Raw genomic sequence first — 25,903 nt, 5'->3', positions numbered from 1 at the left:
GATGAACAGGTTCGCGCCGGCGAACATCGGCAACGCGAGCGCTAGCTTCACGCATGCGAGCGTCCCCAAGGCCAGGCCGAAGCTGCACCGGCGCGTCACAGCCGCGCCGGGACACACCACGCTTGCCCGAGCCCGCAGAGCCCGGGCACGATGCTCAAGAGCCAAGCGGCAACGCGCGGACGGTTCACGATGTCATCGCCTCGATCAGTGCGGAATCGGCTGCTTGACCGGATCGTTGTCGCCGACGATCGCGAACACGAGCAGCTTCGCCGGCTTCGTCGCGCTCGCATTTTTCGACACGATGTGATGCGCGCCCGGCGGCTCGTACCATGATTGCCCAGGACCATACGTCTTCGCGGCGGAACCTTCGAGCTGCGATGTGACGTGGCCTGCGAGCACGTAAGCGAAGATCGACCCCGGATGCATGTGCGCTTCCGATGCCTGTCCCGGCTTGTACGAGACGGTCGCCATGAGCACGTTCTTGCCGGCTGCCTCGGGAATGGCCTGCTTCATCACCGGCGCGACGACCTCCGCGCCCTTCGTATCGTGCGCGCCGGCATTCGCCGCACCGATCATCAGCGCAGCGGCCAGAACGAAAGATTTGCGCATGCTCATGTCCATGTCCTCATGCAGGCGTCTTGCGGAACGCGATGGCGAAGCGGTTCCAGCTATTGATCGCGGAGATGAGAAGTGTCAGGTCCACGATTTCCTCGTCGCTGAAGTGCGGCTTCACGGCTTCCCACACGCTGTCGGGTACGTGATCCTGCGACACCAGCGTCAACGCTTCTGTCCATGCGAGGGCGGCGCGTTCGCGATCGGTGAAGAACGGCGTCTCGCGCCACACGACGACCGTCGCCAGACGCCGGTCCGTTTCGCCGCCCTTGCGCGCATCGGTCGTGTGCATGTCGACGCAGAACGCGCAGCCGTTGATCTGCGATGCGCGCAGGCGCACCAGTTCGGTCAGCGATTTTTCGAGCGCCGACTTGGCGATGCGCTCTTCGACACCGACGAGCGCCTTGATCGCGGCGGGGCTGGCCTTGTAGAAGTCGAGACGGGGTTCCATTGACGTATCCTCTTTGCTTGGTTCGGAAAGCGCGCCAGAGCGGCGCGGCAAGAGAAGATTAGGCCTCGGAGTGGCTGTTTGAAATGACCGGTTTTATGGAATTTCAGGTAGCCACCGCATCGGCGCCGGACTGCTTTCCGCTCGAATCAGGACGCAAAAAAACCCACGGCGGCACGCGCCGCGGGTCCACAGGCGCAGCCTCGCGCGCGGAATCAGTCGAGCGCGGCGGCGGGGCCGAAGAACTCGTAGCGGCTCTGCGCCTCGGGCACCCCGAGCACCTTCAGATGCTTCTTCACCGCCTTCATGAACGCCTTCGGGCCGAGGAAGTACGCATCGACATCACGGTTCTTCGGTAGCCACGCGTCGAGCAGCTTTTCGTTGACGAAGCCGATGCCATGCGCTTCGTGATCGCCGTCGCGCTTGTGCTCGTAACAGTAGAAGCGCTCGAGCTGCGGGTGACGCGCCGCCAGCTCTTCGATGACCGCGCGGAACGCATGGACGCCGCCGTGCCGCGCCGAGTGGATGAAGTGCACCGGGCGCCTGGTTTCGAGCGCGGCCTGAAGCATCGCGAGCGTCGGCGTGATGCCGACACCGCCGCTGATCAGCACGAGCGGCTTCTCGCTCTTTTCCAGCCTGAAGTCGCCTGCGGGCGGATAAAGCTCGAGCACGTCGTTTTCGCGGACGTTCGCATGCAGAAAGTTCGACACCTTGCCGTTCGCCTCGCGCTTCACGCTGATGCGATAGTCGCGGCCGTTGGGCGCCGCCGAGAGCGAATAGTTGCGACGCAGTTCCTCGCCGTCGATGACAAGGCGCAGGCCGATGTACTGGCCCGGATGGAAGTCGAGCAGGGCGCCGCCGTCCTCGGGCACGAGATAGAACGACGTGATTTCGTCGCTTTCCTGCTCCTTGCGAGCGACGACGAACCGCCGCGTGCCGCGCCATCCGCCCGGCGCCTTTTCGCGCTCGCTATAGATGCCTTCCTCGAGCCCGATCAACAGATCGGCGAGTTGCCCGTAGGCGGCGGCCCATGCCTCGATGACGGCGTCGGTGGCGATTTCCTCGCCGAGCACTTCTCGGATCGACGCGAGCAGGCAGCGCCCGACGATCGGATAATGCTCCGGCAGGATGTTCAGCGCGACGTGCTTGTTGATGATCTGACCGACCAGGCCGCCGAGCTTCTCCAGTTCGTCGATATGCCGCGCATACATCAGCACGCCGTTGGCGAGCGCGCGCGGCTGCGCGCCGCTTGCCTGGTGCGCCTGATTGAACATCGGGCGAACTTCGGGGTATTCGGTGAGCATCTTGTTGTAGAAGTGCCTGGTGAGCGCCTCGCCGCCGCTTTCCAGCAGGGGGACGGTTGCCTTGACGATGGCTCGGTGTTCGGCTGACAGCATTCTTCGGTTCCTCATGATGAAAGGCGGAAGCGGGCGCTTCCGCGTCGCAATCCTCGGGCAAGACCAATACACGTTCCGTGCCAGAGTAGAATTGGCGTTAAATCAATCGTTTATCGAAATTCATGGTCGATTCGACTCTGGTCCAAAAGACTACAGAAGTAGTCGCAATGACTTCAAGGGTGCTGCTCGACGCCCTCGTGCCGCTGATCGAGGACCTGTCGAGCGAGATGCCCGACACCGAGCGCTACCGTCGTTTGCTGCACACGCTGCGCGCGCTCTTTCCGGGGGACGCCACTGCGCTTTTGCGGCTCGATGGCGACACACTCGTGCCGCTTGCCATCGACGGTCTGTCGAGCGATACGCTCGGCCGGCGGTTTCGCGTCAGCGAGCATCCGCGATTCGCGCGCATCCTCGCGCGCGAGGCGCCGACGCGGTTTGCCGCCGGCTCCGACCTGCCGGATCCGTACGATGGCCTCGTGAAGGGCGTAAGCGGCCATCTCGAAGTGCACGATTGCCTCGGTTGTCCGCTCATCATCGACGGGCGCGCGTGGGGTCTGCTGACGCTCGACGCGCTCGATCCTGCGCGCTTCGACGGTATCGACATGGCATCGCTCCAGGCGTTTCTCAGTCTCGCGGCGGCGACCGTGCGCGTGGCCGAGCGCATCGACACGCTCGCGAGACGAGGCGAGGCGGAGCGTCAGCGCGCGGAGGTGTATCGGCAGGCGAACGGGCCGCGGCGGCGAGAAATGATCGGCAGCAGCGGGCCGCATAACCGCTTGCTGGAGGAAATCGCGATCGTCGCGTCGAGCGATCTGACCGTGCTGATCACCGGCGAGACGGGCGTCGGCAAGGAGCTCGTTGCGAGCGAGATCCACGCGCTGTCGCCGCGCGCGGACAAGCCGCTCGTCAGCCTCAATTGCGCGGCGCTGCCGGATACGCTCGTCGAGAGCGAGCTCTTCGGGCACGTGCGCGGCGCTTTCTCGGGGGCGTCGTCGGATCGGCGCGGCAAGTTCGAGCTCGCCGATGGCGGCACGCTCTTTCTCGACGAAGTGGGCGAACTGCCGCTGCCCGTCCAGGCGAAGCTGCTGCGCGTGCTGCAGAACGGGCAGTTGCAGCGCATCGGCTCGGACAACGAGCACAAGGTCGACGTGCGGCTCATCGCCGCAACCAATCGCGATCTCGCCGAGGAAGTGCGCGAAGGGCGCTTTCGGGCGGATTTCTATCATCGCCTGTCGGTGTATCCGCTCGTGGTGCCGCCGCTGCGCGAGCGCGGGCGCGACGTATTGCTGCTCGCGGGTTACTTCCTCGAAGAGAACCGCTCGCGCCTCGGCCTCCTGAGTCTGCGTCTTTCCGCCGACGCGCAGGCCGCGCTGCTCGCGTATCGCTGGCCCGGCAACGTGCGCGAACTGGAGCATCTGATCGGGCGCAGCGCGTTGAAGGCGCTCGCGGCGCATCGGGAGCGTCCGCGCATCCTCACGCTCACCGCCGCCGATCTGACGCTCAACGGCGATGGCGCGACAGCCACGGTTAGCGCGCCGCGGGCGGAGGCATCGCCGTTGCCCGCGCCGGGCACGGACTTCCGCGACGCGGTGACCGCCTACGAACGCACGCTCATTCTCGATGTGCTGAAGCGTCACAACCAGAACTGGGCGTCGGCGGCGCGCGAGCTCGGTCTGGATCGCGCCAATCTCAATCGCCTCGCCCGGCGCCTCGGCCTCAAGTGAACGCGCCGCAACTCATTACCCGTCTCGAAATAATCGACCTGATCGTTCAAAGCTGCTGTATGCAATCCCCAGCGGGTTGATCTGGCGCAATTGCCCATCTCAAAAATGTGCGATTCATTGTTCGAGCGCAAATAACGATGCGTTGTGTCATGCGCATCGACGTCGTGCATTGAGACAATCTCCAGACTGGGAAAAAGAGGCCGTCTCTTCTAAGATCAGAAAAGCCAAGCGCAACCCATCGGCATCAAGAACATCGCAGCGCCTTGAAAAACCGCGTCGGACGCATGCCTCACACGCCCGGCAAATCGAACACGGCAAAGACAACGGGGGTTACGTGCGAAACGTGGCAAAGCTCTGCGCTTTCTTCTTGTCCGCGCTTTTCGCGTTTTTCAGCTTCGGCGTACTCGCGGCGGACGCCCCCGCGCGAGGCGCGGCGCTCGAACGCGCCCCCGATACCATGCAGGCCCGCGTGATGGGTTGTGCGGCCTGCCACGGCGCGCACGGCGAGGGCACCGACAACGACTATTTCCCCCGCCTGTCCGGCAAACCCGCCGGTTATCTGTACAACCAGCTCCTCGCGTTCCGCGACGGCCGGCGCAAATATCCGCCGATGAACTACCTGCTCGCTTATCTGCCCGACGCGTACCTGAAGCAGATGGCCGATTACTTCGCGGGCGAACGCCCGCCGTTCGCGCCGCCCGCGGCCGTGAGGGTCGACGAGAAAACGCTCGATCTCGGCAAGACGCTCGTCACGAAGGGCGATGCATCGCGCAATGTGCCCGCCTGCGTGAGTTGCCACGGCGCGGCGATGACGGGCATGGAGCCCGCGATTCCCGGCCTTCTCGGCCTGCATGCCGACTATCTCAGCGCGCAACTCGGCGCGTGGCGTTACGGCACGCGCTCGACCGTCGCGCCGGATTGCATGGGGCAGGTCGCGAAACTGTTGAACGACCGCGACATCACCGCGATAGCGGCCTATCTCGCGTCGCTGCCCGCGCCGGCGAATCCGGTGCCGGTCGCCGCCGGCTCGCTCAGGATGCCGCTCGCCTGCGGCAGCGTCCATAACTAACCGAGACCCCAACGTGCTCCGTTTTCGACATTTCCGAGCGCTGACCGTCGCGGTCTTCATTGCGGCGTGCGCCGCGCCGATCGGCCAGGCCGCGGCGCAAGGCGCGGATGCCGCCACCGTCAAGCGCGGCGAATATCTCGCGCGCGCGGGCGACTGCATCGCGTGTCATACGCTGCCCGCGGGCAAGACGTTCGGCGGCGGCCGCCCGATGGACACGCCCTTCGGCACGCTCTATACGCCGAACATTTCGTCGGACAAGGAGACGGGCATCGGCAAATGGACCGCCGAAGAGTTCTTCGCGATGATGCACACGGGCAAGTCCCGCGACGGCTCGCTGCTCTATCCGGCGATGCCCTACACGTCATACACGAAAGTCACGCGCGCCGACTCCGACGCGATCTACGCATTCCTGATGTCCACGCCGGCGGTGCATCAGCCGAACCGGCCGCACGAGCTGCGTTTCCCCTTCAATCGTCGTGAGCTGTTGCTCGGCTGGCGTTCGCTTTTCTTCCGCGAAGGCGCGTATGAGCCCGATGCGTCGCAATCGGCCGAATGGAATCGCGGCGCGTATCTGGTGGAAGGCCTCGGACACTGCTCGATGTGCCATACGGCCATCAACGCGCTCGGCGGCAACGTGAAATCGAAGGCGTTCGAAGGCGGCCTGATCCCGATCCAGAACTGGTATGCGCCGTCGCTCACGTCGAACAAGGAAGCGGGTCTGGGCGACTGGAGCCTCGACGACATCGTCGGTCTTCTGCATGCGGGCGTGTCGAATCGCGGCGCCGTGTACGGGCCGATGGCCGAAGTTGTCTACGACAGCCTGCAATATCTGACCGAGGAAGATGTTCGCGCGATGGCCGTCTATCTGAAGGCGCTGCCCGCGCGCTCCGGCGACAAGTCGGCGCCGCCGAGCCAGGCGGCCGTCGAAGAAAAGACGAGCCTCTCGCCGCTCGGAAAGAAGATCTACGACGCGCAATGCGCCGAATGCCATGCCGCGCAGGGCCAGGGCAAGCCACCCGACTTTCCGCCGCTCGCGAACAATCAGTCGATCGTGATGAGTTCGGCCGTGAACCCGATTCGAATGGTGCTGAACGGCGGCTATCCGCCCGGCACTTTCAAAAACCCGAAGCCCTACGGCATGCCGCCGTTCGCGCAGTCGCTCTCGGATGTCGAGGTCGCGGCCGTGGTCACGTATATCCGCACCGCGTGGGGCAACCGCGGCACGCCGGTCAGCGTGAAGGAAGTGAACGAGCTGCGTTCGGCGCCACTTTACTGAGCATCGACGACACCATGACTGAAGACCCGAATGAAATCGCGAGGCAGGACGCGAAGCTCGACGAGATCGTGAAGCGCGGCCCATCGGGCGCGATTGCGCTCGCGGGCATCTCGACGGCGATCGTCATCGGCCTCTGGTTCGTCTTCTATTTCGCCGTGTTCCTGCCGCGTGGCGTGATTCAGTGATCTCAGCGACCTCAACGATTCGGAAGGTTCACTAAGGCATCGCATATGGCCATCAATCCAAGCTCGCACGACATCGCCGAACGGGTCGAACGGCGTTGGGCGATTCTCGTGCTCGCGATCGTCGTCGTGCTCGTCGGCATGGTCGTTTATACCGGCGTGCACTGGTCGATGATGCCGCCGTCGCGCGTCGAGACGATTCGCCCTGAAACGCTGCATGTGTCGGGCGAATTCATCGAAAGCAATCTCGGCGCCGCGCCCGAGGCGGATGGCTCGGTGACGGTGCGCATCGTCGCGCAGCAGTACTCGTTCACGCCGCAATGCCTGGTGGTGCCGGCGGGCGTGCCGGTGACCTTCCGCGCGACGAGCTCGGATGTCGTGCATGGCTTTCTGATCACCGACACGAATATCAATTCGATGCTGGAGCCGGGCTATGTCTCGACGTTCAAGACGACTTTCGACAAGCCCGGCGAGCATCTGATGCCCTGTCACGAGTACTGCGGCACCGGGCATCAGAACATGTGGGCGCACGTGAAGGTGGTGGACCGCGCCGAATTCATGCAGATGGCCGACAAGATGCCGGCCAATTCGCGGAGAGTGTCCTGTGTTCAATAGCAAGCGCCTCGTACTCGCGCATTTCTGGCTGGCTTTCATCGCCTTCGGCGTCGCGCTTTTGCTCGGCGCATGGCAGATGCTCGTGCGCAGCCCGTTGCATCCGTGGCTGCAGAATCCGGAACTCTACTATCGCTCGGTGACGGAGCACGGCACCGTGATGGGCTATGCGTTCCCGACGCTCATCGCGATGGGCTTCGGCTACGCGGTGAGCGAGCTTGCGCTGAAGCGCCCGCTCGTCGGCCTGCGCTGGGCGTGGCTCGGCTTCTGGCTGGTCGCGGTGGGCGCGGTCACGGCGACGGTGCCCGTCGCAATGGGCCTCGCGTCCGTGCTCTACACCTTCTATCCGCCGATGATCGGCAACGTGTTCTATTACATCGGCGTCGTGTTCGTGGTGGTCGGCTCGTGGGTGTGGGTCGCGCTGATGTCGGTGAACCTCGCGTCGTGGAAGCGCGAGAACGCGGGCAAGCCGGTGCCGCTCGCGATGTTCGCGACCGTCGCCGGTGCCTATCTGTGGGGCTGGACGGCGGTGGGCGCGGCGATCGAAGTGCTGTTCATGATCCTGCCCGTCGCGATCGGCTGGAAGTCGACGATCGACGCGGGCCTCGCGCGCGTGTTCTTCTCGTGGACGTTGCACGCGATCGTCTACTTCTGGCTGATGCCCGCGTACATCGCGTACTACACCATCATTCCGCGTGCGATCGGCGGCCGTCTCTACAGCGATTCGATGGCGCGCATCTCGTTCATCCTGTTCCTCGTCGTGTCGATGCCCATCGGCATTCACCACCTTTTCGCCGATCCGCAAGTGGGCTCGGGCTTCAAGTTCATGCACTCGGTGTTCACCGCGCTCGTCGCGGTGCCGACACTGCTCACCGTGTTCACGATCTGCGCATCGGTGGAGATTGCAGCGCGGCTGCGCGGCGGACGCGGGCCGCTCGGCTGGATTAAGGCTTTGCCGTGGGACAACCCGATGATGCTGGCCGTCGCGTTCTCTTTCGTGATGCTCGGCTTCGGCGGGGCGGGCGGGCTCATCAACATGAGCTATCAGCTCGACTCGACGGTCCACAATACGCAATGGGTGACGGGGCACTTTCATCTGATCTTCGGCGGCGCGATCGTCATCATGTATTTCGTGATCGCGTACGATCTGTGGCCGCATCTGACCGGGCGCGCACTCGAGAGCGTGAAGCTGATGCGCTGGCAGTTGTGGCTATGGTTCATCGGCATGATCGTGCTCACGTTCCCGTGGCATTTCGTCGGCATTCTGGGGATGCCGCGGCGCATGGCGTTCTACGACTACAGCGATCCGGCGATCGCCGCGCAAGCGGTCTATGTGGTGATCTCAGTGCTGGGCGGGCTGATTCTGGTCGTATCGGCGGTGCTGTTTTTCATCGTCCTGATCAAGGCGCATCGCGCGCCGCGCACGGCGATCGAGGAGTTCCGCTTCAGCCGCGCGGTGCATGAGCCGCGCACGCTTCCCGTGGCGTTGAACAGTTTTGCGCTGTGGCTCGTGCTGATGATCGGCCTTACGCTCGTCAACTACGGCTACCCGATTGCGCAGTTGCTCGCGCGTTCGGATACGGCGGTGCCCGCAGTGCCGATCGGAGCGCAGCGATGAGCGACGAACGCCTCTTCACCTTCCGCAACCGCTGGTTCGCCGTCAGCGTGTTGGGGACGATCGGCATCGCCGTGGTGTCGGCGCTGATCGGTTTCGTATGGCTGCCTTCCGTGCAGCGCGACGCGCCGTTCACCGGTATCTGGAATGCGATCTGCAGCGCGGCGGGCGTGCCGCGCGAGTGGTATGCGGGCGGCGCGGCCGTCGAGCCGAAGGTGAAGCTCACGGGCGTCGAGATCACCCCGCAGTTGCTCACTAACGTAAGCGCGAATTCGATCGGGCGTGGCGCGACGCTGGCCTTGCGCTGCACGATGTGCCACGGGGAACGCGGCATGAGCGACGCGAATTCGCCGAATCTGGCGGGGCAGTATGCGTCGGTGATTTACAAGCAGCTGATCGATTTCCAGAAGGGCGCGCGCACCAACGCGGTGATGTCGCCGATGGCGATGAACCTGAGCGATCAGGATATGCGCGATCTCGCGGCGTATTACGCGAATTTGCCGCGGCCGCCGGCGCAGCGGAAGGTGAGCGACGCGCTCGCGCCGGCGATCGTCGCGCATGGTGCGCCGATGCGCAATATCGCGCCATGTGCGGCGTGTCATGGGGGCATCGATAACAAGGCCGGTAGCCCTTGGCTCGATGGCTTGCCGGCGGCTTATACCAAGTCGCAATTGATCGCGTTTGCCAATGGCACGCGGACGAACGATGTTAACGAGGTGATGCGCAATGTTGCGCGCAACATGACGCCGGAGGAGATCGATGCGGCGGCGATGTATTACGCGCGGGAGTTGAATGCGAATGCTAAGTGATTTGTTTTTGGGGTTGACTTTGATTTCGCCGGATCCCGTTTTCTTTGTGGTTTATTAGCGTTGCCCCTATGCGGGGCGGCAGTCACTTTCTTTGCTGCTGCAAAGAAAGTAACCAAAGAAAGTAGCTCGAGACGCCCGCGGTCACACGCAGTTTGGCCACGCTTGCCAGCCGATCGTGGGCTGCCTAAGTGTCGCCCTCACAAGACTAATCGGGCTTGGCTCGCGCACGGTCTGTCGCCGCGCGCCGCACAGCGGAGCGGTTCAGCACCAAAAGGCTCTGGCCCGCTTCGCGGCCGATGGGTTCATCGGGTTTGCGCGCGCTTCGTCGCTAACGCATCCATCTCATTGCATGTGCGATAGGTTGGTTTCCCTGGTAGACCCGTCGGCAGCGCGCAGCGCTGTGCCGAAGCTATTTGGTGCTGAACCAGCAAGTGGAGTGGTGCGATGAGACAGACCGTGCGCGATCCAAGCGCGGTTGGGCCTATGAGGGCGACACTTAGGCAGCCCACGATCACATGGCAAGCATGGCCAAACTGCGTGTGACCGCGGGCCTATCGAGCTGCTTTCTTTGGTTACTTTCTTTGCAGCAGCAAAGAAAGTGACTGCCGCCCCGCACAGGGGCAGTGCTAATAAACCAACAAGAAAACGGGATCCGGCGAAAAAAAATCGCCGCTAAGCAAACAGGGACTTCATTGCCCCCGCAAAAACCTTTCTGTATCGTGACCCGAAGAATGCTGAAAAATTCAGCAAGCAAAGGAAAGCGAACCGAAATGGAATCTCAAAGCGAAGCGATAAAAACCGACGTATTGATCATAGGCGCCGGCCCGGTAGGCCTATTTGCCGCCTTCGAGGCAAACGTGATCGGCCTCACGTGTCAAATCGTCGACACCCTCGGGCGCATCGGCGGCCAATGTATCGAGCTCTATCCCGACAAGCCGATCTACGACATTCCCGCGATTCCTTCATGCACCGCACGCGAGCTCGTCGATCGCCTGCTCGAGCAGATCCGCCCCTTCGATGTGCCGATCCATCTCGATCAGCGCGTGCAGTCCGTCACGCAGCGCGAAGACGATCATCGCTGGACGGTCACGACCGAACGCGGCATGACCGTCGACTGCGCCGCGATCCTGATCGCGGCCGGCAACGGCGCGTTCGTGCCGCAGCGGCTGCAATTGCCCGAGGTCGCCGCGCTGGAAGGCAAGGACGTGCACTACAGCGTCTCGCGCGTGGCGGATTTCGCGGACAAAGAGGTCATCGTCGCGGGCGGCGGCGATTCTGCGCTCGACTGGGCGCTCGCGTTGAAGGACATCGCGAAGAAGCTCACGCTCGTGCATCGGCGCAGCGGCTTTTCGGCGGCGGCGAACTCGGTTGCGACGATGAAGCGCGCGGTGGACGCGGGCGAGATGGCATTCGTCATCGGCATGATCGAATCGCTCGATGCGCCCGATAACACGCTGCGCGGCGCGCGCATCAAGCAGGTGGAAGGTTCGACGGATGTTGCCGCCGACAAGATCGTCGCGCTCTATGGTCTCGTCTCCGAACTCGGCCCGATCGCCACCTGGAACCTCGATGTGCGCGGCGGGCGCATCGAAGTGGATACGTCGAACTATGAATCCTCTCGGCCGGGCATTTTCGCGGTCGGGGATATCGCCAACTATCCGAACAAGCAGAAGCTCATTCTGTCGGGCTTCCATGAAGCGTCGCTCGCGTTGCGCAAGGCCTATTCGTATGCGTATCCCGAGAAGAAGCGCGTGCACGTGCATTCGAGCTATGACGCGAAGCTCGCCGAACGCGTGAACGCCGCGCACGCAACCGGCGACGCGTAAGCGCTTCGCATGATCGCGCGCATCGTCGCGTGGTTGCTGCTCGCGTCGCTCGTGGGCGCGGCCGCATTCGGCTACGCGGTGTACTCGAAGCGCATCGTGCTGTCCGAGCGCTACGATCCCTTCGCCCCGCTCGACGTGCGTGCGCCTCAAGGTCCGCTCACGCGCTTCAGGCTATGGCGCACGATGCACGACGCGCCACTCTGCGACGCCGCGCTCGCGCGCTCCGGTCTCGTGTATCGCGCGATGGCCGATGCAACAGGGCCGGGCGGTTGTGCGCTCAAGGACGTAGTGCGCGTCACGCAGATGGAAGACCTGCGCATCAGTTCGCCCTTTCTCGCGACGTGTCCGCTCGCGCTCGGCATCGCCTATTTCGAGCATCAGTATCTTCAGCCCGCCGCGCTCGACATCTACGGCGAGCGCGTCGCGCGCATCGAGCATGTCGGCAGCTATGCGTGCCGCAACGTGAATCATCAGCAGGACGCTGCGCTGAGCCAGCATGCGAGCGCGAACGCCATCGACCTGACGGGCTTCGTGCTCGAAGACGGACGCCGCATCACGCTCGCGCGCTGGAGCGATGCGGCCTCTCCCGATGGACAGTTCCTGCGCCGCGTTCACGAAGGCGCGTGCCATGCGTTCGCCACCGCGCTGGGCCCCGGTTACAACGCGCTGCACGAGACGCACTTTCACGTCGACATGGGACCGTATCGCATGTGCCGCTGACCTACGCGTGGCGGTGCGCCGGGTCGCGGCACGCCGCATGATCGTGAGGCTGATCGTTCCACGCCGACCCGAGGATGATGCTGCAGAAGTTCAGCCGCCTGTAATTCGGGTCCTTCAACGCGAGCACGTCGGCCTTGACATTGCCGAAGGTCGATTCGGGCTTGCCGATCGTGCCTTTGGCGAATGCGTCGATGATGCCTTCCTTGAAGTTCGCCTCGCGCGGATGCGCCGCGACCACGAGGCGCCGCTCATCCGCGCTGAACTCGTCGTAGGCGAGACCGAGCACATCCATCTCGACGCCCGCCGTGACCAGCGCGACCACCGGCTTCTTGTACTGCGGAATGCCGGGCGTCGTGTGCAGCGCGATCGCGTCCCACACCTGCTCGATCTCGTATTCGCCGATGCCATGCCGACGCAGGAAATCGCGCGCCGCATTCGCGCCATCGACTTCGAAGCGGTCGTGCGCGCTGCTGTACGCTTCGGTGAGGCCCATGTCATGGAACATCGCGCCGATATACAGCAGTTCGGGATCGTACTTCAGTTGCTTGCGCTCGCCCGCGAGCGCGCCGAACAGGAACACGCGGCGCGAATGGTGGTAGAGCAGATCGGGCTCGGTATCGCGCACGAGTTGCGTGGCTTCGCGCGCCATCTGGCTGTCGGGAATCCTGATGCCTGCGATGATTTCGCTCATGAGTATGGCTCCGTGATGTGGGTCGATCGACGACGCGGATGCGGGTGCGTTGCTAAAATCGCGCAGCGCGTCGGATGGCTTTAGTCTCGTCAAAACGCCTTCACGTCTCAATCGAAACGGCGCGTCGAACCCTGCCAAGCGCACGCCGTCTTCTGCCATGCGCGCTCATCACGGACCTTCCATTCGATGCCTACAGTCGCAATCGCAATCTTCCAGGGCGTGCAGGCGCTCGATGTGGCCGGTCCCGTCGATGTGTTCGCGGAAGCGAACGGCTTCATTGCCCAATCGAACGCATATGAGATCACGCTCGTCGGTCCCGCAGAGCGCATCGTGCGCGCGTCGAACGGCACGCGTCTCGTCGCGGACCTGTCTTTCGACGAAGCGCATCGGCGCTATGGCACCGCGCTCGTCGCGGGCGGCCCGGCGCTTCCCGCCGATGCGCCGGATTCGCGGCTGACGGCCTGGCTCGCCGATGTCGCCTCGCACTGCGAGCGCTACGGCTCGATCTGCACGGGCGCATTCGCGCTCGGACACGCGGGCCTGATCGACGGCCGCAATGTGACCACGCACTGGCAGAACGCGCCGCGCCTCGCGGAGCGCTTTCCGCGCGCACGCGTCGAGCTGGACCGCATCTACATGCGCGACGACAGGCTCGTCACCTCGGCGGGCGTGACGGCGGGCATCGATGTCGCGCTCGCGCTCGTCGCGGAAGATCATGGCGCGCAGGTCGCGCTCGCGGTTGCAAAGCGCCTCGTCGTCTTCGCGCAGCGACGCGGCGGGCAATCGCAATTCAGCCCGTACTTGAGCGCACCCGCCGATGAGACTTCGCCGGTCGCGAAAGTGCAGGCGTATGTGATGGAGCACATCGGCGAGCGGCTGTCGGTCGCGCAACTGGCGAGCGTCGCCGGCATGAGCGAGCGCAACTTCGCGCGCGCCTTCGTGCAACTCGCGCAGATGACGCCGCATGAGTTCGTCGAACGGGCGCGCGTCGACGCGGCCCGCAATATGCTCGAGAGCAGCGACACGCCTCTGAAAACCGTCGCATACGAGTGCGGCTTCGGCACGGCCGATCGGATGCGGCTCGTTTTCACGCGGCGGCTCGGCGTGTCGCCGAACGACTATCGGCTGAGCTTCCGCACGCGCTTCACGAAGTAATTGGCGCGCTTGTACGCCGACGCCTCACGCCGAGTTCGCTAAACTTCGTGATGATGCGGTACGTGCAGCAGTGCGCGCGCGCCGCCGAATCCACCCTCGACATATCGGAACAGCGAATGACGAAACAAGAGACCGCCACGCAGGATCCCTACGAACGACGCGCGCTGCTGCTGCATCTCGGCGACGTGATGGAGTCGGTGTTTTGCCTGAGCCAATGCGCCGACGAATACGCGAGCATCGGCGAAGCGGTGAAGGGCAACGACGCGCTTGCTGGCTTCACGCTGCTCGGCTTCATCGACGAGAAGATGACGCCGCGCGATTTCATCCGGCGCGCATCGGGCGCGTTCTTCGTCTGGCCGAAGGCGCTTCTCGACGAGACGCTGAATCGGCAACTGCTCGCCAACACCGTCAGGCACGATCTCTTCGCAGACAACGCGAAGGGTTGGGGCGCCTATGTGGAAGAGCGGCGCAAGGACGTGCCGTGGTTCGGCGAGGAGCTGCCCGAAACCGCGAAGAGCGCGGCTCCGGCGCATGAAGCGCAGGCGCCGGCTCGGCAGAAGCAGAAGAGCAAGGCCGCGTCCGAAAAGCCATCGCGCTATTCGACATGGCCGTGGCCCGACAAGCCAGGCGACGCGTAATCGAAGGCTATTGCTTCTTGCTCATGCCGCTCGCGCCCGCATCGAAGCCGAGGCCGTTGGGCCGGTCGGGCGCGGCGCCCTTGCCCGATGATGTCTTGCCCGGCCGCGTCTTCAGTGCATCGCTGGCGTTCGCGGCCGCTGCCGCAGGCGGCGTGACGTTTTTCTCCTGATACGCGGGCGTGCTGTCGTATTCGAGCTTGTTCGGTTTTTGCGGCGCCTGCTGAGCGCTCGCCACGACGGCGAGCGTGCCACCGAGCAGACCCCCCGTCATGCGCCCGAGCGTGCCGAGTGTGGGTCTCATCTGCTGCCTCCCTTTGTACTTTAACTTTATCTAGCAAAGCGCGGACCCGCGGTTTGCGGCGTTCGAGCGCAGGCTTGTCGTCGCTCAAACCTCGTCGCCGCTGACGAGCGCGCGCGATCATGCCTTGCGCGCGGTCAATGGCGTGTGCGCCCCCGCCCGGGAAAATTCCCGCTTTTAACGCGGGAAAGATAGAAATGAAAAAAGTCTTCGGGGCAGTGGTGATGGCGTGCGCCTCCTTGTTTGCAGGCGTGGCACACGCGGCGGGCGATGCGCCGTCGAGTGATTCGATGGGCGGCATCCACGCCGGCGACGTGCTGGTGCGCCTGCGCGCGATCAGCATCCAGCCCGATGTGACAGCGGGCGGCGCACTCGGCACGCTCGGCGTGGACGTGAACAATGCGATCGTGCCGGAACTCGACTTCACCTACATGATCCGCGATGACATCGGCGTGGAGCTGATCCTGGCTACGTCGCGGCATCAGGTGACGTCGAGCATCGGCGGGCTGGGCGGCGTGAGCGTGCTGCCGCCGACACTGCTCCTGCAATACCACTTCAATCACGCGGGCCGCGTGCGTCCGTATGTCGGCGCGGGCGTGAACTACACGTATTTCTACAACGACAAGCTGAAAGCGGGCGATACGCCGGTGTCGATCCGGCACAGCAGCTTCGGCCCGGCGCTGCAGGCGGGCGTCGACGTGCAGGTGGCGAAAAATCTCTTCGTCAACGCGGATCTGAAAAAGATCTGGATGCGCACGAGCGCGTCGGCGGACGGCGCCGATCTCGGCTCGCTCAAGATCGATCCGTGGGTCATCGGTATCGGCGTCGGCATGAAGTTCTGACATGTGCGCTTTTCCGGCGAGTGTGCGCCGCGCCGCCTTGTGTCTGGAAATTGGCGGAAGATACCGGTGCTTCTGGCGTGGACGGTTTCGCGGGCGCGGTATCCTTGGCAGCAGGCCCGGCGCAGACTCGCGCCGCTCGCGCATGCGCGAACGGCGTGCGACCTGCAACGACTAATAAAACCGCATCGGGGAACTGCAAGCCAATGAGACCTTCCACTTACGCGGGAATCGCCTTGCTCGCGGCGTGTGGCGCCGCTTTCGCGCAACAGCCGCTCGCCGTGCCCGGACGCAGCCAGAGCGCGTGGCAGCAATCCGTCGATAACGCCGCCTGCTACGGCTACGCCAATCAGACGACGAAAGTGAACGTGGCGCGCGAGCCGCAGGCGCCGCCGCGCGATGCCCAGCGTGAAACGCGCGTGCTCACGCCGCCGCGCCCCGTCGAGCCGCCCTTGCCGTCGGGCGCGTCGGGCGCGATGGCGGCGTCCGCTGCTGCGCCGGCATCGGGCGCATCGGCGGCGATCGCGGCGTCGAGCTTGCCGCCGGGAAGGGTCTCCGGTGCATCCGGGCTGCCCGGCGCATCTGGTCCGATGCCCGGCATGCCCGCGATGCCCGCATCGATGGCGGCCGGCGCGTCCGGCGCATCGGATGCGATTTACGGCGGCGACATGAAGATGCCGCCGCTGCCGCCGCCCGAGCCGCCGATGACGCGTTACTGGCGCGCTTACAGCGAGTGCATGCAGAATCGCGGCTACTTCACGCGATGAATCGTCGAAGCGCGCCCGATCGATCGCGGGCGTGCGTCGATTGCGGGAGCAACGACGGATGAACTCTCGGCCGATTCACGAAGGCGGATGCGCATGCGGCGCCGTGCGCGTGCGTGTCGCGGGCGAGCCGAAGGAAGTGAATCTGTGCCACTGCATGACCTGCCGGCGCATTCACGGCGCGCCGTTCGGCGTCTATGCGATCTTTGCGCGCGACGCGTTTCAGGTGTCGGGCGACACGGTGGCGTGGGAGAGTTCGACCACAGGCAAGCGGCACCATTGCCCGACGTGCGGGTCGCCGGTCTATCTGGCGTTCGACGGTGTCGACGAAATCGAAGTGCCGACCGGCATCTTCGACGAAACCGGTCTCTATCCGCCGCAATACGAAATCTGGTGCAAGAGCGCGGAGCCCTGGCACGACGCGCAGGGACGGCCGCGTTTTGCGCGCGGCGCGCCCTGATCAAACCATCAGCATTCGACGATCGCCTTCACGACGCCCGCCTTCGGATCGAGCAGCGACGAGAAGCGCTCGGGCACGTCGCTCAGCGTCAGTCGATGCGTGTTGAGCGCATCGGTCGGCACTTCGCCTTTGCGCATTGCCGCGAGCACGGTCTCGAAGTCCTCCGGCGTCGCGTTGCGGCTTGCGAGCAGCGTCGCCTCACGTTTGTGGAACTCGGGATCGGCGAACGAGATGCGATCCGGCACGATCGAGACCAGCACGTACTTTCCGCCGTGCGCGATGAACTCGAAGCCGCGTTCCATCGCGCGCGAGTTGCCGGTCGCATCGAAGACGACATCGAAAAATTCGCCATTCGTGAGCGCCGACAGAGCTTGCTTGTCCTGCTCGCCGATCTGCACGGTGGCATCCACTTTCAGTTCCCGCTTGCAGAACGCGAGGCGGTCTTCGCGCGTGTCGAGCGCGGTGACGTTCGCGCCGCGCAGGCGCGAGAACGTGATGGCCGCCATGCCGATCGGCCCTGTGCCGACGACCAGCACGCGCTGGCCCGGCGTCACGTCCGCGCGACGCACGGCGTGCGCGCCGATCGCGAGGAATTCGACCATCGCGGCCTGATCGAGCGTGACGCCCTCGGCCTTATGCACGAACTGTGCGGGCAAATTCAGGTATTCGGTGAACGCGCCATCGCGATGCACGCCGAGCACCTGGATGTTCACGCAGCAATTGGTCTTGCCCTGACGGCACGCGATACATTCGCCGCACGAGAGATAGGGCATCACGTAGACCGTGTCGCCCGCCTTCAGGCCGCTCGCCGGATCCGCTTCCTCGATCACGCCGGACAACTCGTGGCCCATCACACGCGGATACGACAGATAAGGCTGATTGCCGGTGAAGATGTGCAGGTCCGTGCCGCACACGCCGACGCGCTTCACGCGCAACAGCACTTCGTTCTCGCCGCGCTGCGGCTTCTCGCGCTGTTCGGCTTTCAGGGTTCCGGGCGTTTCGCAAATGACGGTCAGCATGCTTTGTCTCGTGATGTCGTTGGAGTGGGGCGTTCGACAATCTAACGATGCCGGTCGATTTGGTCAAGCCAATTTCATTAATGCGAAAGTGGTAAGGCCAGAATCGCGGCCAGCGGCGGGCGCGGTTTCGCCTTATATTTTCATCACAGCGAACCCCGCAAAAACACGTAAAAAGGACTGCACGTGCAGCAGCTTCATGAATTTGTCGAGCGGCATCCGCGGCTTTTCGTGCTGTCGGGCGCGGGCATCAGCACGGAGTCGGGCATTCCGTGCTATCGCGACCGCGAAGGCCAGCGCACGGGCCGCGCGCCGATCCTGCTGAAGGATTTTCTCGGCTCGGACTACGCGCGGCGCCGCTATTGGGCGCGCAGTCTCATCGGCTGGCCGATCGTGCAGAACGCACAGCCGAACGGCGCGCATCACGCGTTGCGGGCGCTCGAGGCGCGCTCGCGGGTGCATCGGCTCGTCACGCAGAACGTCGACGGGCTGCACACGCGCGCGGGCAATCCCGATGTGATCGAGCTCCACGGCAATATCGGGCGGGTGCGCTGCATCGATTGCGGCGAGCGACATACGCGCGCAGCGGTGCAGCGCATGCTCGAAACGGCGAATCCCGATTTCGTCGGTCATACGGCGCCCGCGGTGCCGGACGGCGACGCGCACATCGAGGATCTCGACTTCGCATCGTTCGACGTGCCCGGCTGCACGCGCTGCGGCGGCGTGCTCAAGCCCGACGTGGTGTTCTTCGGCGAGAGCGTGCCGCGCGCGCTCGTCCACGACGCGGCGCGCTCGCTGGAAGCCGCCGACGCGATGCTCGTCGTCGGCTCGTCGCTGATGGTGTACTCGGGCTACCGCTTTTGCGAGTGGGCCGCGAAGAGCGGCAAGCCGATCGCGGCGATCAACATCGGCAAGACGCGCGCCGATGCGCTCCTCGCGCTGAAAGTCGAAGCGCCGTGCTCGGAGGCGCTCGAACGCTTGATCGAGCGCCTCGACGCGCGGCCGGTGGCGGGCTAGCGGCTACTTCAGCTCGCGCGAGAGCGCTGCGATGCCTTCGAGCAGGCGCGCCGCGTCCGACATGCGCGTGAAGAGGGCAGGCGTCACGCGCACGACTTCGCCCGCATCCGGACCGGGGCGCGTCACCGTGAACACGCCGAAGCGCTCGCGCAGCGCCGCGACGATCGCATCGCAGCCCTCTTTCGTCGCGCGTCCGTGCAGGCGGAAAGCGGTGATGCCTGCGGTCATCGCGGGATCGTCGGGCGTCATGATCTGTACGCCGGGAAGTTCGCGCGCCGGCTTTGCCCAGGCATCGCGCAATGCACGCAGGCGCGCCTCCTTCGCCTTGGCCCCGATCGACAGATGCACGTCCAGCGCCGCCGGCAGCGTGAACCACGCGGCGAAGTTGGGCGAGCCGGTATGCACGCGCGCGCGGATATCGTCGGCGGGCCAGGTCCGGTCGCCCAGATACGGATCGATCGACGCGACGTGTCCACGGCGGATATAGATCGCGCCGCAGCCGAGCGGCGCGCCGATCCACTTGTGCAGATTCAGCGCGGCGAAGGGCGCGTTCAGGTCCGGCACGTCGAAGTCGAGCTGCCCCCACGAATGCGCTGCATCGACGATCACGTCCGCGCCGGCTTCCTTCGCCATCGCCGATATGTCCGCGACCGGCAGGACGAGTCCCGTCGCGAAGCACACGTGCGAGAGCAGCACGAGCCGCGTGCGCGGGTGCGCGCTCAAGGCCCTGGCGTAGGTTTGCAGCACCGCCTCGCGCGTCGCCGGCTCGGGCATCGTGATGCGCACGGGCGTGACGCCGCGCCGCTCGCGCAGCCATTCCATCGCGTCCTTGCCGCAGGGATAGTCGAGATCGCTGTAAAGCACGGTGTCGCCAGGAGAGAGCCGGTTGTAGCCGCTGATGAGCGCGAGCAGCGCTTCGGTCGCGTTGCGTGTCAGCTCGATTTCCTCGACCGCGCATCCCATTTCCTTCGCGACGCGCTCGCGCAGACCCTGATACAGCGTCATCAGATGCGGGCGAATCAGCAGCGTCGTCTCGCGATTCACGCGTTCGGTCCAGTGATGGAACATCGCCTTGACCGGCTCGGTCATCGCTCCCCAGAAGCCGTTCTCCAGATTGATCAGCGCGTCCGACTGGCGCCACAAGGCGCGTACCGCGTCCCAGTAGTTTTCGTTCGTGGCGAGGCCGGTCGCCGGCGTGGGCGGGAGCGCCGCGAGCGCGGCTTCGAAATCGGGCGTGCGGTAGTCGAGGAGGTCGGGCATCGGAATCGGAAGTCGATGAGGGTGGAAAAAATTACTTGGCGTGATCATGCTTCATGGCACGGGCTTACCGCTGCGCCCGGACAAAATGCGGACTATTTGCATCTTTCGCCTTCAGAGCTCAAACCGGCGGGCCGTAATCAGCAGGAAGAGCGTCACGCGCCCGGTGCGGCGAAACGTCCGCTCGTGCGGGGCAGTCCGCGCGAAGCGCGCGCACGACGCCGTATGTCCCTTGAACGGACCCTGAGAGAACCTGAAACATGAACCTGAAGAACATCACGATCAAGAACAAGCTGGTTGCTGGATTCGGTATTCTGGCCGTATTGGTGGTGCTTGTGGCAGGCATGTCCCTGCGCGCGCTATCCGTCGCGTCAGACGGCTTCGCGCACTACGTGAACGGCATCAACGCGCGCGCCGACGTGGCCAGCCAGCTTCGCACCGCCGTCGACCGGCGCGCCATCGCCGCGCGCAATCTCGTGCTCGTCACGAAACCTTCCGATATCGATCTCGAGAAAGCCAACGTCACGCGTGCGCACGAGGACGTGCAGGCGCGCCTGAAGCAACTGAACGACATGATCGCCGCCGCGACCGATACCAGCGAAAAGGCGAAGAGCCTCGTCGCCGAGATGGGACGCGTGGAGACCCTGTACGGGCCGGTCGCGACGAATATCGCCGGACTTGCGCTCGCGGGCAAGCGCGACGAGGCGATCCAAAAAATGGACGACGAATGCCGCCCGCTGCTCGCGCAACTGGTCAAGGCCACCGACGATTACGCGACCTACACCGCCGCGCGCCGCGAGGACATCGTGCGCGCTGACGCGGCCAGCTATCGGATGCAACGCAACGTGCTGATCGCGCTCTGCGCGGCCGCGGCGCTCTTCGCGGTCGGTGCGGGCATCGCGATCACGCGCTCGATCACGACGCCGATCGGCAAAGCGGTCGGCATCGCGCAGACGGTGGCGCGCGGCGATCTGACGAGCCATATCGTCGCCGATGCGAAGGACGAAACCGGCGACCTGTTGCGCGCGCTCGCGACGATGAACGCGCGCCTCACCGAAACCGTGGGCCGCGTGCGCGAAGGCAGCGGCGCGGTCGGCGGCGCGGCGAAGGAGCTCGCGACCGGCAACACCGATCTGAGCCAGCGCACCGAAGAGCAGGCCGCTTCCTTGCAGGAGACGGCGGCGAGCATGGAAGAGCTCACGTCGACGGTGCGCCAGAACGCCGCGAACGCGCAGCAGGCGAGTTCGCTCGCGTCGAATGCATCGGATATCGCGAGGAAAGGCAGCGATGTCGTCGGCCGCGTGGTTGCGACGATGAACGGCATCAGCGACAGCTCCGACAAGATCGCGGAGATCACGGGCATCATCGAAGGCATCGCATTTCAGACGAACATTCTCGCGCTCAACGCGGCGGTCGAAGCGGCGCGGGCAGGCGAGCAGGGCCGGGGCTTCGCGGTCGTCGCAAGCGAAGTGCGCAGTCTCGCGCAGCGCTCGTCGACGGCGGCGAAGGAGATCAAGGAACTGATCGCGGCCTCCACGGACAAGGTGCGCGACGGTTCCGTGCTGGCGGGCGAAGCAGGCACGACGATGACCGAGGTGACGCAGGCCGTCGCGCGCGTGACGGACATCATGCAGGAGATCGCGGCGGCTTCGGCGGAGCAGGGACGCGGCATCGAGCAGGTGAATCTTGCCATCACGCAGATGGACGAAGTCACGCAGCAGAACGCGGCGCTGGTGGAAGAAGCGGCCGCGGCGGCATCGTCGCTCGAAGAACAGGGACGCAGGCTCAACGAAGCGGTCGCGTTCTTCACGGTGGACGCGCCGGCATCGACGTTCACGCGCTCTGAGACGCACGTGGCCCGCGCGCCGGTTGCGAAGTCCGCACCTCGCGTTGCCCGGGTCGCTCAGATTGCGGTCGCGAAGCCGGCGACCACCGACGGCTGGAGCACCTTCTGACGCCGGTTCAGGCGTTCACATCGACGATGACGCGGCCCTTCACTTCGCCGCGCAGCAAGCGCGCGGCGACATCGGGCGCATCCGCGAGCGCGACGGTGGTCGCGACGCTTTCGATGGTCGCGACCGGCACTTCGTCGGCGATCGCCTTCCACGCCGCGACGCGCCGCTCGCGCGGCACGTAGACACTGTCCACGCCCAGCAAGGCGACGCCGCGCAGGATGAACGGCGCGACGGACGCCGGCAGATCCATGCCTTGCGCGAGCCCGCACGCGGCAACCGCGCCGCCGTAGCGCAAGCTCGCGCAGACGTTCGCGAGCGTATGACTGCCGACGCAATCGACGGCCGCCGCCCAGCGTTCCTTCTGCAGCGGCTTGCCCGGGTCCGAAAGCGTCGCGCGCTCGACGATATCCGCCGCGCCCAGCTCGCGCAGCCGCGCGGCTTCCTCGGGGCGGCCGGTCGACGCGATCACGCGAAAGCCGCGCTTGGCCAGAATCGCGACGGCGAAGCTGCCGACGCCGCCGTTCGCGCCCGTCACGAGCACGTCGCCGTCTTTCGGGCCGATGCCATGTTTTTCGAGTGCCTGCACGCACAGCATCGCGGTATAGCCCGCGGTGCCGACGGCCATCGCCTGGCGCGTCGTGATGTTCGCGGGCAGCGCGATCAGATGGTCGCCCGGCACGCGCGCCTTCTGCGCGAGCCCGCCCCAATGCGTTTCGCCCGCGCCCCAGCCGTTCATCACGACCTTGTCACCGGGCTCGTAATCCGGATGCGAACTCGCCTCGACGACGCCCGCGAAGTCGATGCCCGGCACCATCGGCCACATGCGCACGACCGGCGCCCGGCCGGTGATCGCGAGGCCGTCCTTGTAGTTCAACGTGGAGAAGTCGATGCGCACGAGCACGTCGCCGCCGTCGCCGGACAAAGCCAGGCGCGATTCGTCGATCGACTGAATGGACGCGACCGTGCGGTCGTCCTGTTTGTCGAGCATGAGGGCTTTGAACATCGTCGGATTCCGGAGGAGGTTGAGCGAAAGAGGCGGCGCGCGGCCGCCTCCCGGCAAGCTTAATGATGCTCGAATTCCGCGCGCGGCTTCGGCGTCGCCTTCACCTTGTTGTACTGGAACTCGGGCAGCGCCTTGATCGCGTCCTTGGTCGCGCCCGCGAGCACGAACTGGCCGTTTTTGACGTCGAGTTGATCGATGGGAATCGCGACGTCGTGGCGCGCCACGCCGAGGAACTTGTTCGCGGCGATGATCGCGAACGAAACGGATTTGTCCGGCGCGACGATGATGTCATTGATCACGCCGACGCGTTGTCCCTGATCGTTGACGACGGGTTTGTTGAGGACGGATTTCTTGATGCTCCAGCCATCGATGATGGCCGTCGAGACCTCGACCGATACGCCGAGCGGTTGCGTGCCCGCGACTTGGGCGAAGGATGCCGTGGAAGTCAGGCCGAGTGCCGACGATGCAACGAGCAGTGCCACGAGTTTCGATTTCATTGTTTCGATTCCTCAAAGGATTAGGAAAGCCGTCAATGGAAATGCGCGATTCAAGCTTCCGGCGCGGTAGAAGTTTGAACGTTAATCGTGGATTATGCAGGAACGGTGTCAGCTTGCGCCGCGCGCACTGCAATAGTGCGAACGTGCGGCGCGTGCTGCCGCGGGATTTGAAACGGAATCAATGCAATAGCCGCGTGAGCGCGTCGGCCCTGTGCACGGCGCGCTTGCCGCTCTTGTCGCTTTCGACTTCGAAGTGCGGATCCTCGCGCGACGCGTTGACGGTATGGCCGTCGAGCGTCGTGCGCTCGGTGACGATGCGCACGATATGCCCCGTCGTTTCGCCTTGCGGCGTGTTCCAGCGGACGTGATCGTGCAGCTTGAAAGACTTGCGCATGGCGCTTGGCTCCTGAAGGAACGTGGACGTTTCAGAAGGCGCAACCGCCATGCCCGTCATCGCAGGCGTGCGAGCGTGGCTTCGTCGTCCTGGCCGCCGAAATAGCGGCGCAGCGCTTCCTGAAAGACCCCGGGGTCGTCGGCCGTGTGCGCGAAAAGGGTCATCGACGAATGAAATTTCATGTCGTCCGGATAGCCGAAGATGTCGCCGACGCTGCGCCCCTGCACGCCGCCGACGATGCGCGTCAGCTCGACGAGCCGCGCGCCCAGCACGGGATGCGCGAGATACGCCCGGGCTTCGTCGCGCGACGAGATCGCATAGCGCTGCGCCATCGCGCTGTGCCCGAGGCCGGCGATCTGCGGAAACACGAACCACATCCAGTGCGTGCGCTTGCGGCCGGCCGAGAGTTCGGCGCGCACGTCGTCGATGACGCTCTCCTGCGCGTCGACGAAACGCTGAAGGTCGTAGGGATCGCTCATGGTTCTCTCCTTAAGGGAGCGCGTCGGCGATGCGCTGTCTCATCGCCGCGTCGGGATAAATGCCCATGCCCGCGCGCGCGTTGTCGATCATGTATTCGCGCCGTCCCGTGCCGGGAATGACGCAGGTCACGGCGGCGTTGCCCAGCACGAATTTGAGCAGAAGCTGTGCCCACGACGCGCAGCCGAGTTCCTGTGCGAACGCGGGCAAGGGCCGGTTGCGCAGGCTCGCGAGCAGCGACCCGCCGCCGAACGGCTGATTGACGATCACCGCGACGCCGCGCTCGGCGGCGAGCGGCAGGAGGCGCGCTTCGGCGTCGCGGTCGTTGGCGGCGTAGTTGATCTGCATGAAATCGACGCGCTCCGAGCGCAGCACGGCCTCGACTTGGGCAAATGCGCTCGACGTGTAATGCGTGATGCCGATGTAGCGGATCTTGCCCGCGGCTTTCCAGTCGCGCAGAGTGGCGAGATGCGTGCGCCAGTCGAGCAGGTTGTGAATCTGCATGAGATCGATGCGATCGGTCCGCCAGAGGCGCATCGACTGCTCCATCTGCGCGATGCCGGCCTCGCGTCCGTCGGTCCAGACCTTGGTGGCGATGAACGCCTTGTCGCGCGCGTGCGACTCGGCGAGCAGCGCGCCCGCGACGGCTTCGGAGGAGCCGTACATCGGCGATGAATCGATGACCGAGCCGCCCGCGGCGAAAAGCGCGCCCAGCACGTCGGCGAGCTCGCGGCGACGGGTTGCGTCGTTGCCTGCGTCGAAGGTGCGCCAGGTGCCGCAGCCGACGATGGGCAAGGGCTCGCCGGTTGCGGGGATCGGGCGCTTGTTCATGGGTTGGACGGGCGGTTTGGCTGCAAGGGCGGTTTGTGCGGCGAGCGCGGCGGCGGTGAGGCAGAGGAAATCTCGGCGGGTGGTCATGGGCGGTGAGCGCGGGTTGTGCGATTCGGCTGGGGGAAAAGGCATGTCGCGAATTCCTGCTCGATGACGGTCCGTTCGATTCTTTCGCCGTGAGGAACGCACGATGACGCAAGTTCGTTCCTGCTTTCAGGCCGTTGCGTCTACGTTTGAAGCTATGCTTTTTTGCGTTTCGGACGTTTCGAGGAATTAGCATACCTCGCTCTCGCCAGCGATCTCAGTCCACAATAATCCGCC

At 64.9% G+C, this 25,903-nt stretch carries 28 protein-coding genes; 16 read left to right on the top strand and 12 right to left on the bottom strand.

The features are described 5' to 3' along the window. Positions 1-204: 204 nt before the first annotated feature. The 3 genes from NCR38_RS17770 to hmpA all read right to left on the bottom strand — a co-directional run bounded on the left by NCR38_RS17770 (position 205) and on the right by hmpA (position 2,457). Positions 205-609, bottom strand: coding sequence for a cupin domain-containing protein (locus NCR38_RS17770; protein ID WP_086960666.1), 405 nt, complete (start codon positions 607-609; stop codon positions 205-207). 16 nt (positions 610-625) lie between these two features. Next, positions 626-1,063 carry a carboxymuconolactone decarboxylase family protein gene (locus NCR38_RS17765; protein WP_061115741.1) on the bottom strand — a complete coding sequence of 146 codons (438 nt, stop codon included), beginning with the start codon at positions 1,061-1,063 and terminating at the stop codon, positions 626-628. Positions 1,064-1,275: 212 nt separating this feature from the next. Continuing rightward, a complete protein-coding gene (hmpA, locus tag NCR38_RS17760; protein WP_250477427.1) occupies positions 1,276-2,457 on the bottom strand; it encodes an NO-inducible flavohemoprotein in 1,182 nt (393 codons plus the stop codon). A gap of 122 nt (positions 2,458-2,579) precedes the next feature. Between hmpA and norR the strand changes: the two genes are divergently transcribed. The 9 genes from norR to NCR38_RS17715 all read left to right on the top strand — a co-directional run bounded on the left by norR (position 2,580) and on the right by NCR38_RS17715 (position 12,290). Further along, complete coding sequence (norR, locus tag NCR38_RS17755; RefSeq protein WP_061115743.1) at positions 2,580-4,181, top strand: nitric oxide reductase transcriptional regulator NorR; 1,602 nt, start codon at positions 2,580-2,582, stop codon at positions 4,179-4,181. 457 nt (positions 4,182-4,638) lie between these two features. Beyond that, positions 4,639-5,250, top strand: a complete 612-nt coding sequence (locus tag NCR38_RS17750; protein ID WP_250477494.1) for a c-type cytochrome — start codon at positions 4,639-4,641, stop codon at positions 5,248-5,250. A gap of 58 nt (positions 5,251-5,308) precedes the next feature. Beyond that, positions 5,309-6,526 (top strand): cytochrome c, encoded by a 1,218-nt coding sequence (locus NCR38_RS17745; RefSeq protein ID WP_250477493.1) that lies wholly within the window; start codon positions 5,309-5,311, stop codon positions 6,524-6,526. A gap of 14 nt (positions 6,527-6,540) precedes the next feature. Next, a complete protein-coding gene (locus NCR38_RS17740; RefSeq protein ID WP_086960614.1) occupies positions 6,541-6,711 on the top strand; it encodes a hypothetical protein in 171 nt (56 codons plus the stop codon). Positions 6,712-6,756: 45 nt separating this feature from the next. After that, entirely contained in the window at positions 6,757-7,323 is a 567-nt protein-coding gene (locus NCR38_RS17735; protein ID WP_061115744.1) for a cupredoxin domain-containing protein, read from the top strand. Continuing rightward, positions 7,313-8,938: a b(o/a)3-type cytochrome-c oxidase subunit 1 gene (locus tag NCR38_RS17730; protein WP_061115745.1), complete on the top strand. Its 1,626-nt coding sequence runs from the start codon at positions 7,313-7,315 to the stop codon at positions 8,936-8,938. The genes NCR38_RS17735 and NCR38_RS17730 overlap by 11 nt, the downstream gene beginning before the upstream one ends. Next, complete coding sequence (locus NCR38_RS17725; RefSeq protein WP_061115746.1) at positions 8,935-9,744, top strand: cytochrome c; 810 nt, start codon at positions 8,935-8,937, stop codon at positions 9,742-9,744. The genes NCR38_RS17730 and NCR38_RS17725 overlap by 4 nt, the downstream gene beginning before the upstream one ends. Positions 9,745-10,514: 770 nt before the next feature. Next, the gene (locus NCR38_RS17720; protein WP_061115747.1) at positions 10,515-11,570 is read left to right on the top strand and encodes an NAD(P)/FAD-dependent oxidoreductase; all 1,056 of its coding nucleotides are present in this window, start codon (positions 10,515-10,517) and stop codon (positions 11,568-11,570) included. A gap of 9 nt (positions 11,571-11,579) precedes the next feature. Next, positions 11,580-12,290, top strand: a complete 711-nt coding sequence (locus tag NCR38_RS17715) for an extensin family protein (RefSeq protein ID WP_061115748.1) — start codon at positions 11,580-11,582, stop codon at positions 12,288-12,290. Position 12,291: 1 nt separating this feature from the next. Here NCR38_RS17715 and NCR38_RS17710 read toward each other — a convergent pair whose 3' ends face one another. Further along, positions 12,292-12,981 carry an HD domain-containing protein gene (locus tag NCR38_RS17710; RefSeq protein WP_061116063.1) on the bottom strand — a complete coding sequence of 230 codons (690 nt, stop codon included), beginning with the start codon at positions 12,979-12,981 and terminating at the stop codon, positions 12,292-12,294. A gap of 186 nt (positions 12,982-13,167) precedes the next feature. On the opposite strand from NCR38_RS17710, the gene NCR38_RS17705 reads away from it, so the two are divergent. Together NCR38_RS17705 and NCR38_RS17700 are read left to right on the top strand one after the other, a co-directional pair. After that, positions 13,168-14,136 (top strand): GlxA family transcriptional regulator, encoded by a 969-nt coding sequence (locus NCR38_RS17705; protein WP_061115749.1) that lies wholly within the window; start codon positions 13,168-13,170, stop codon positions 14,134-14,136. 116 nt (positions 14,137-14,252) lie between these two features. Beyond that, positions 14,253-14,774, top strand: coding sequence for a hypothetical protein (locus tag NCR38_RS17700; RefSeq protein WP_061116064.1), 522 nt, complete (start codon positions 14,253-14,255; stop codon positions 14,772-14,774). A 7-nt stretch (positions 14,775-14,781) separates the two neighbouring features. Here NCR38_RS17700 and NCR38_RS17695 read toward each other — a convergent pair whose 3' ends face one another. Then, complete coding sequence (locus NCR38_RS17695) at positions 14,782-15,075, bottom strand: hypothetical protein (RefSeq protein WP_061115750.1); 294 nt, start codon at positions 15,073-15,075, stop codon at positions 14,782-14,784. A gap of 221 nt (positions 15,076-15,296) precedes the next feature. Between NCR38_RS17695 and NCR38_RS17690 the strand changes: the two genes are divergently transcribed. The 3 genes from NCR38_RS17690 (at position 15,297) to NCR38_RS17680 (ending at position 17,135) form a co-directional block, all read left to right on the top strand. After that, positions 15,297-15,914 (top strand): OmpW family protein, encoded by a 618-nt coding sequence (locus NCR38_RS17690; RefSeq protein WP_061116065.1) that lies wholly within the window; start codon positions 15,297-15,299, stop codon positions 15,912-15,914. A 203-nt stretch (positions 15,915-16,117) separates the two neighbouring features. Then, positions 16,118-16,678: a hypothetical protein gene (locus NCR38_RS17685; RefSeq protein ID WP_061115751.1), complete on the top strand. Its 561-nt coding sequence runs from the start codon at positions 16,118-16,120 to the stop codon at positions 16,676-16,678. A 58-nt stretch (positions 16,679-16,736) separates the two neighbouring features. Then, complete coding sequence (locus NCR38_RS17680) at positions 16,737-17,135, top strand: GFA family protein (protein WP_061115752.1); 399 nt, start codon at positions 16,737-16,739, stop codon at positions 17,133-17,135. A gap of 8 nt (positions 17,136-17,143) precedes the next feature. On the opposite strand, the gene NCR38_RS17675 is transcribed toward NCR38_RS17680, so the two are convergent. Then, positions 17,144-18,154 (bottom strand): zinc-binding alcohol dehydrogenase family protein, encoded by a 1,011-nt coding sequence (locus NCR38_RS17675; protein ID WP_061115753.1) that lies wholly within the window; start codon positions 18,152-18,154, stop codon positions 17,144-17,146. 183 nt (positions 18,155-18,337) lie between these two features. On the opposite strand from NCR38_RS17675, the gene NCR38_RS17670 reads away from it, so the two are divergent. Continuing rightward, positions 18,338-19,168, top strand: coding sequence for an NAD-dependent protein deacetylase (locus NCR38_RS17670; RefSeq protein ID WP_061115754.1), 831 nt, complete (start codon positions 18,338-18,340; stop codon positions 19,166-19,168). 3 nt (positions 19,169-19,171) lie between these two features. Here NCR38_RS17670 and NCR38_RS17665 read toward each other — a convergent pair whose 3' ends face one another. Then, complete coding sequence (locus NCR38_RS17665; RefSeq protein ID WP_061115755.1) at positions 19,172-20,428, bottom strand: aminotransferase class V-fold PLP-dependent enzyme; 1,257 nt, start codon at positions 20,426-20,428, stop codon at positions 19,172-19,174. Between the two features lie 257 nt (positions 20,429-20,685). Between NCR38_RS17665 and NCR38_RS17660 the strand changes: the two genes are divergently transcribed. Then, complete coding sequence (locus NCR38_RS17660; RefSeq protein ID WP_061115756.1) at positions 20,686-22,380, top strand: methyl-accepting chemotaxis protein; 1,695 nt, start codon at positions 20,686-20,688, stop codon at positions 22,378-22,380. A gap of 7 nt (positions 22,381-22,387) precedes the next feature. Here NCR38_RS17660 and NCR38_RS17655 read toward each other — a convergent pair whose 3' ends face one another. From NCR38_RS17655 to NCR38_RS17635, 5 genes are all read right to left on the bottom strand, one after another. Beyond that, positions 22,388-23,383, bottom strand: a complete 996-nt coding sequence (locus NCR38_RS17655) for an MDR family oxidoreductase (RefSeq protein ID WP_061116066.1) — start codon at positions 23,381-23,383, stop codon at positions 22,388-22,390. Positions 23,384-23,442: 59 nt separating this feature from the next. Further along, positions 23,443-23,880 carry a PRC-barrel domain-containing protein gene (locus NCR38_RS17650; RefSeq protein WP_061115757.1) on the bottom strand — a complete coding sequence of 146 codons (438 nt, stop codon included), beginning with the start codon at positions 23,878-23,880 and terminating at the stop codon, positions 23,443-23,445. Positions 23,881-24,058: 178 nt separating this feature from the next. Beyond that, on the bottom strand, positions 24,059-24,274 hold the full coding sequence (locus tag NCR38_RS17645; RefSeq protein WP_061115758.1) for a DUF2945 domain-containing protein: 216 nt from the start codon (positions 24,272-24,274) through the stop codon (positions 24,059-24,061). A gap of 56 nt (positions 24,275-24,330) precedes the next feature. Then, positions 24,331-24,753, bottom strand: a complete 423-nt coding sequence (locus NCR38_RS17640; RefSeq protein WP_061115759.1) for a DUF1810 domain-containing protein — start codon at positions 24,751-24,753, stop codon at positions 24,331-24,333. 10 nt (positions 24,754-24,763) lie between these two features. Beyond that, complete coding sequence (locus NCR38_RS17635; protein ID WP_061115760.1) at positions 24,764-25,669, bottom strand: aldo/keto reductase; 906 nt, start codon at positions 25,667-25,669, stop codon at positions 24,764-24,766. Positions 25,670-25,903: the final 234 nt, after the last annotated feature.

Origin of the sequence: Caballeronia sp. INML1 (genome assembly GCF_023631085.1) — a bacterium.
GTDB classification, from domain to species: domain Bacteria; phylum Pseudomonadota; class Gammaproteobacteria; order Burkholderiales; family Burkholderiaceae; genus Caballeronia; species Caballeronia turbans.
This window is presented reverse-complemented; position numbering and strand designations above follow the sequence as displayed.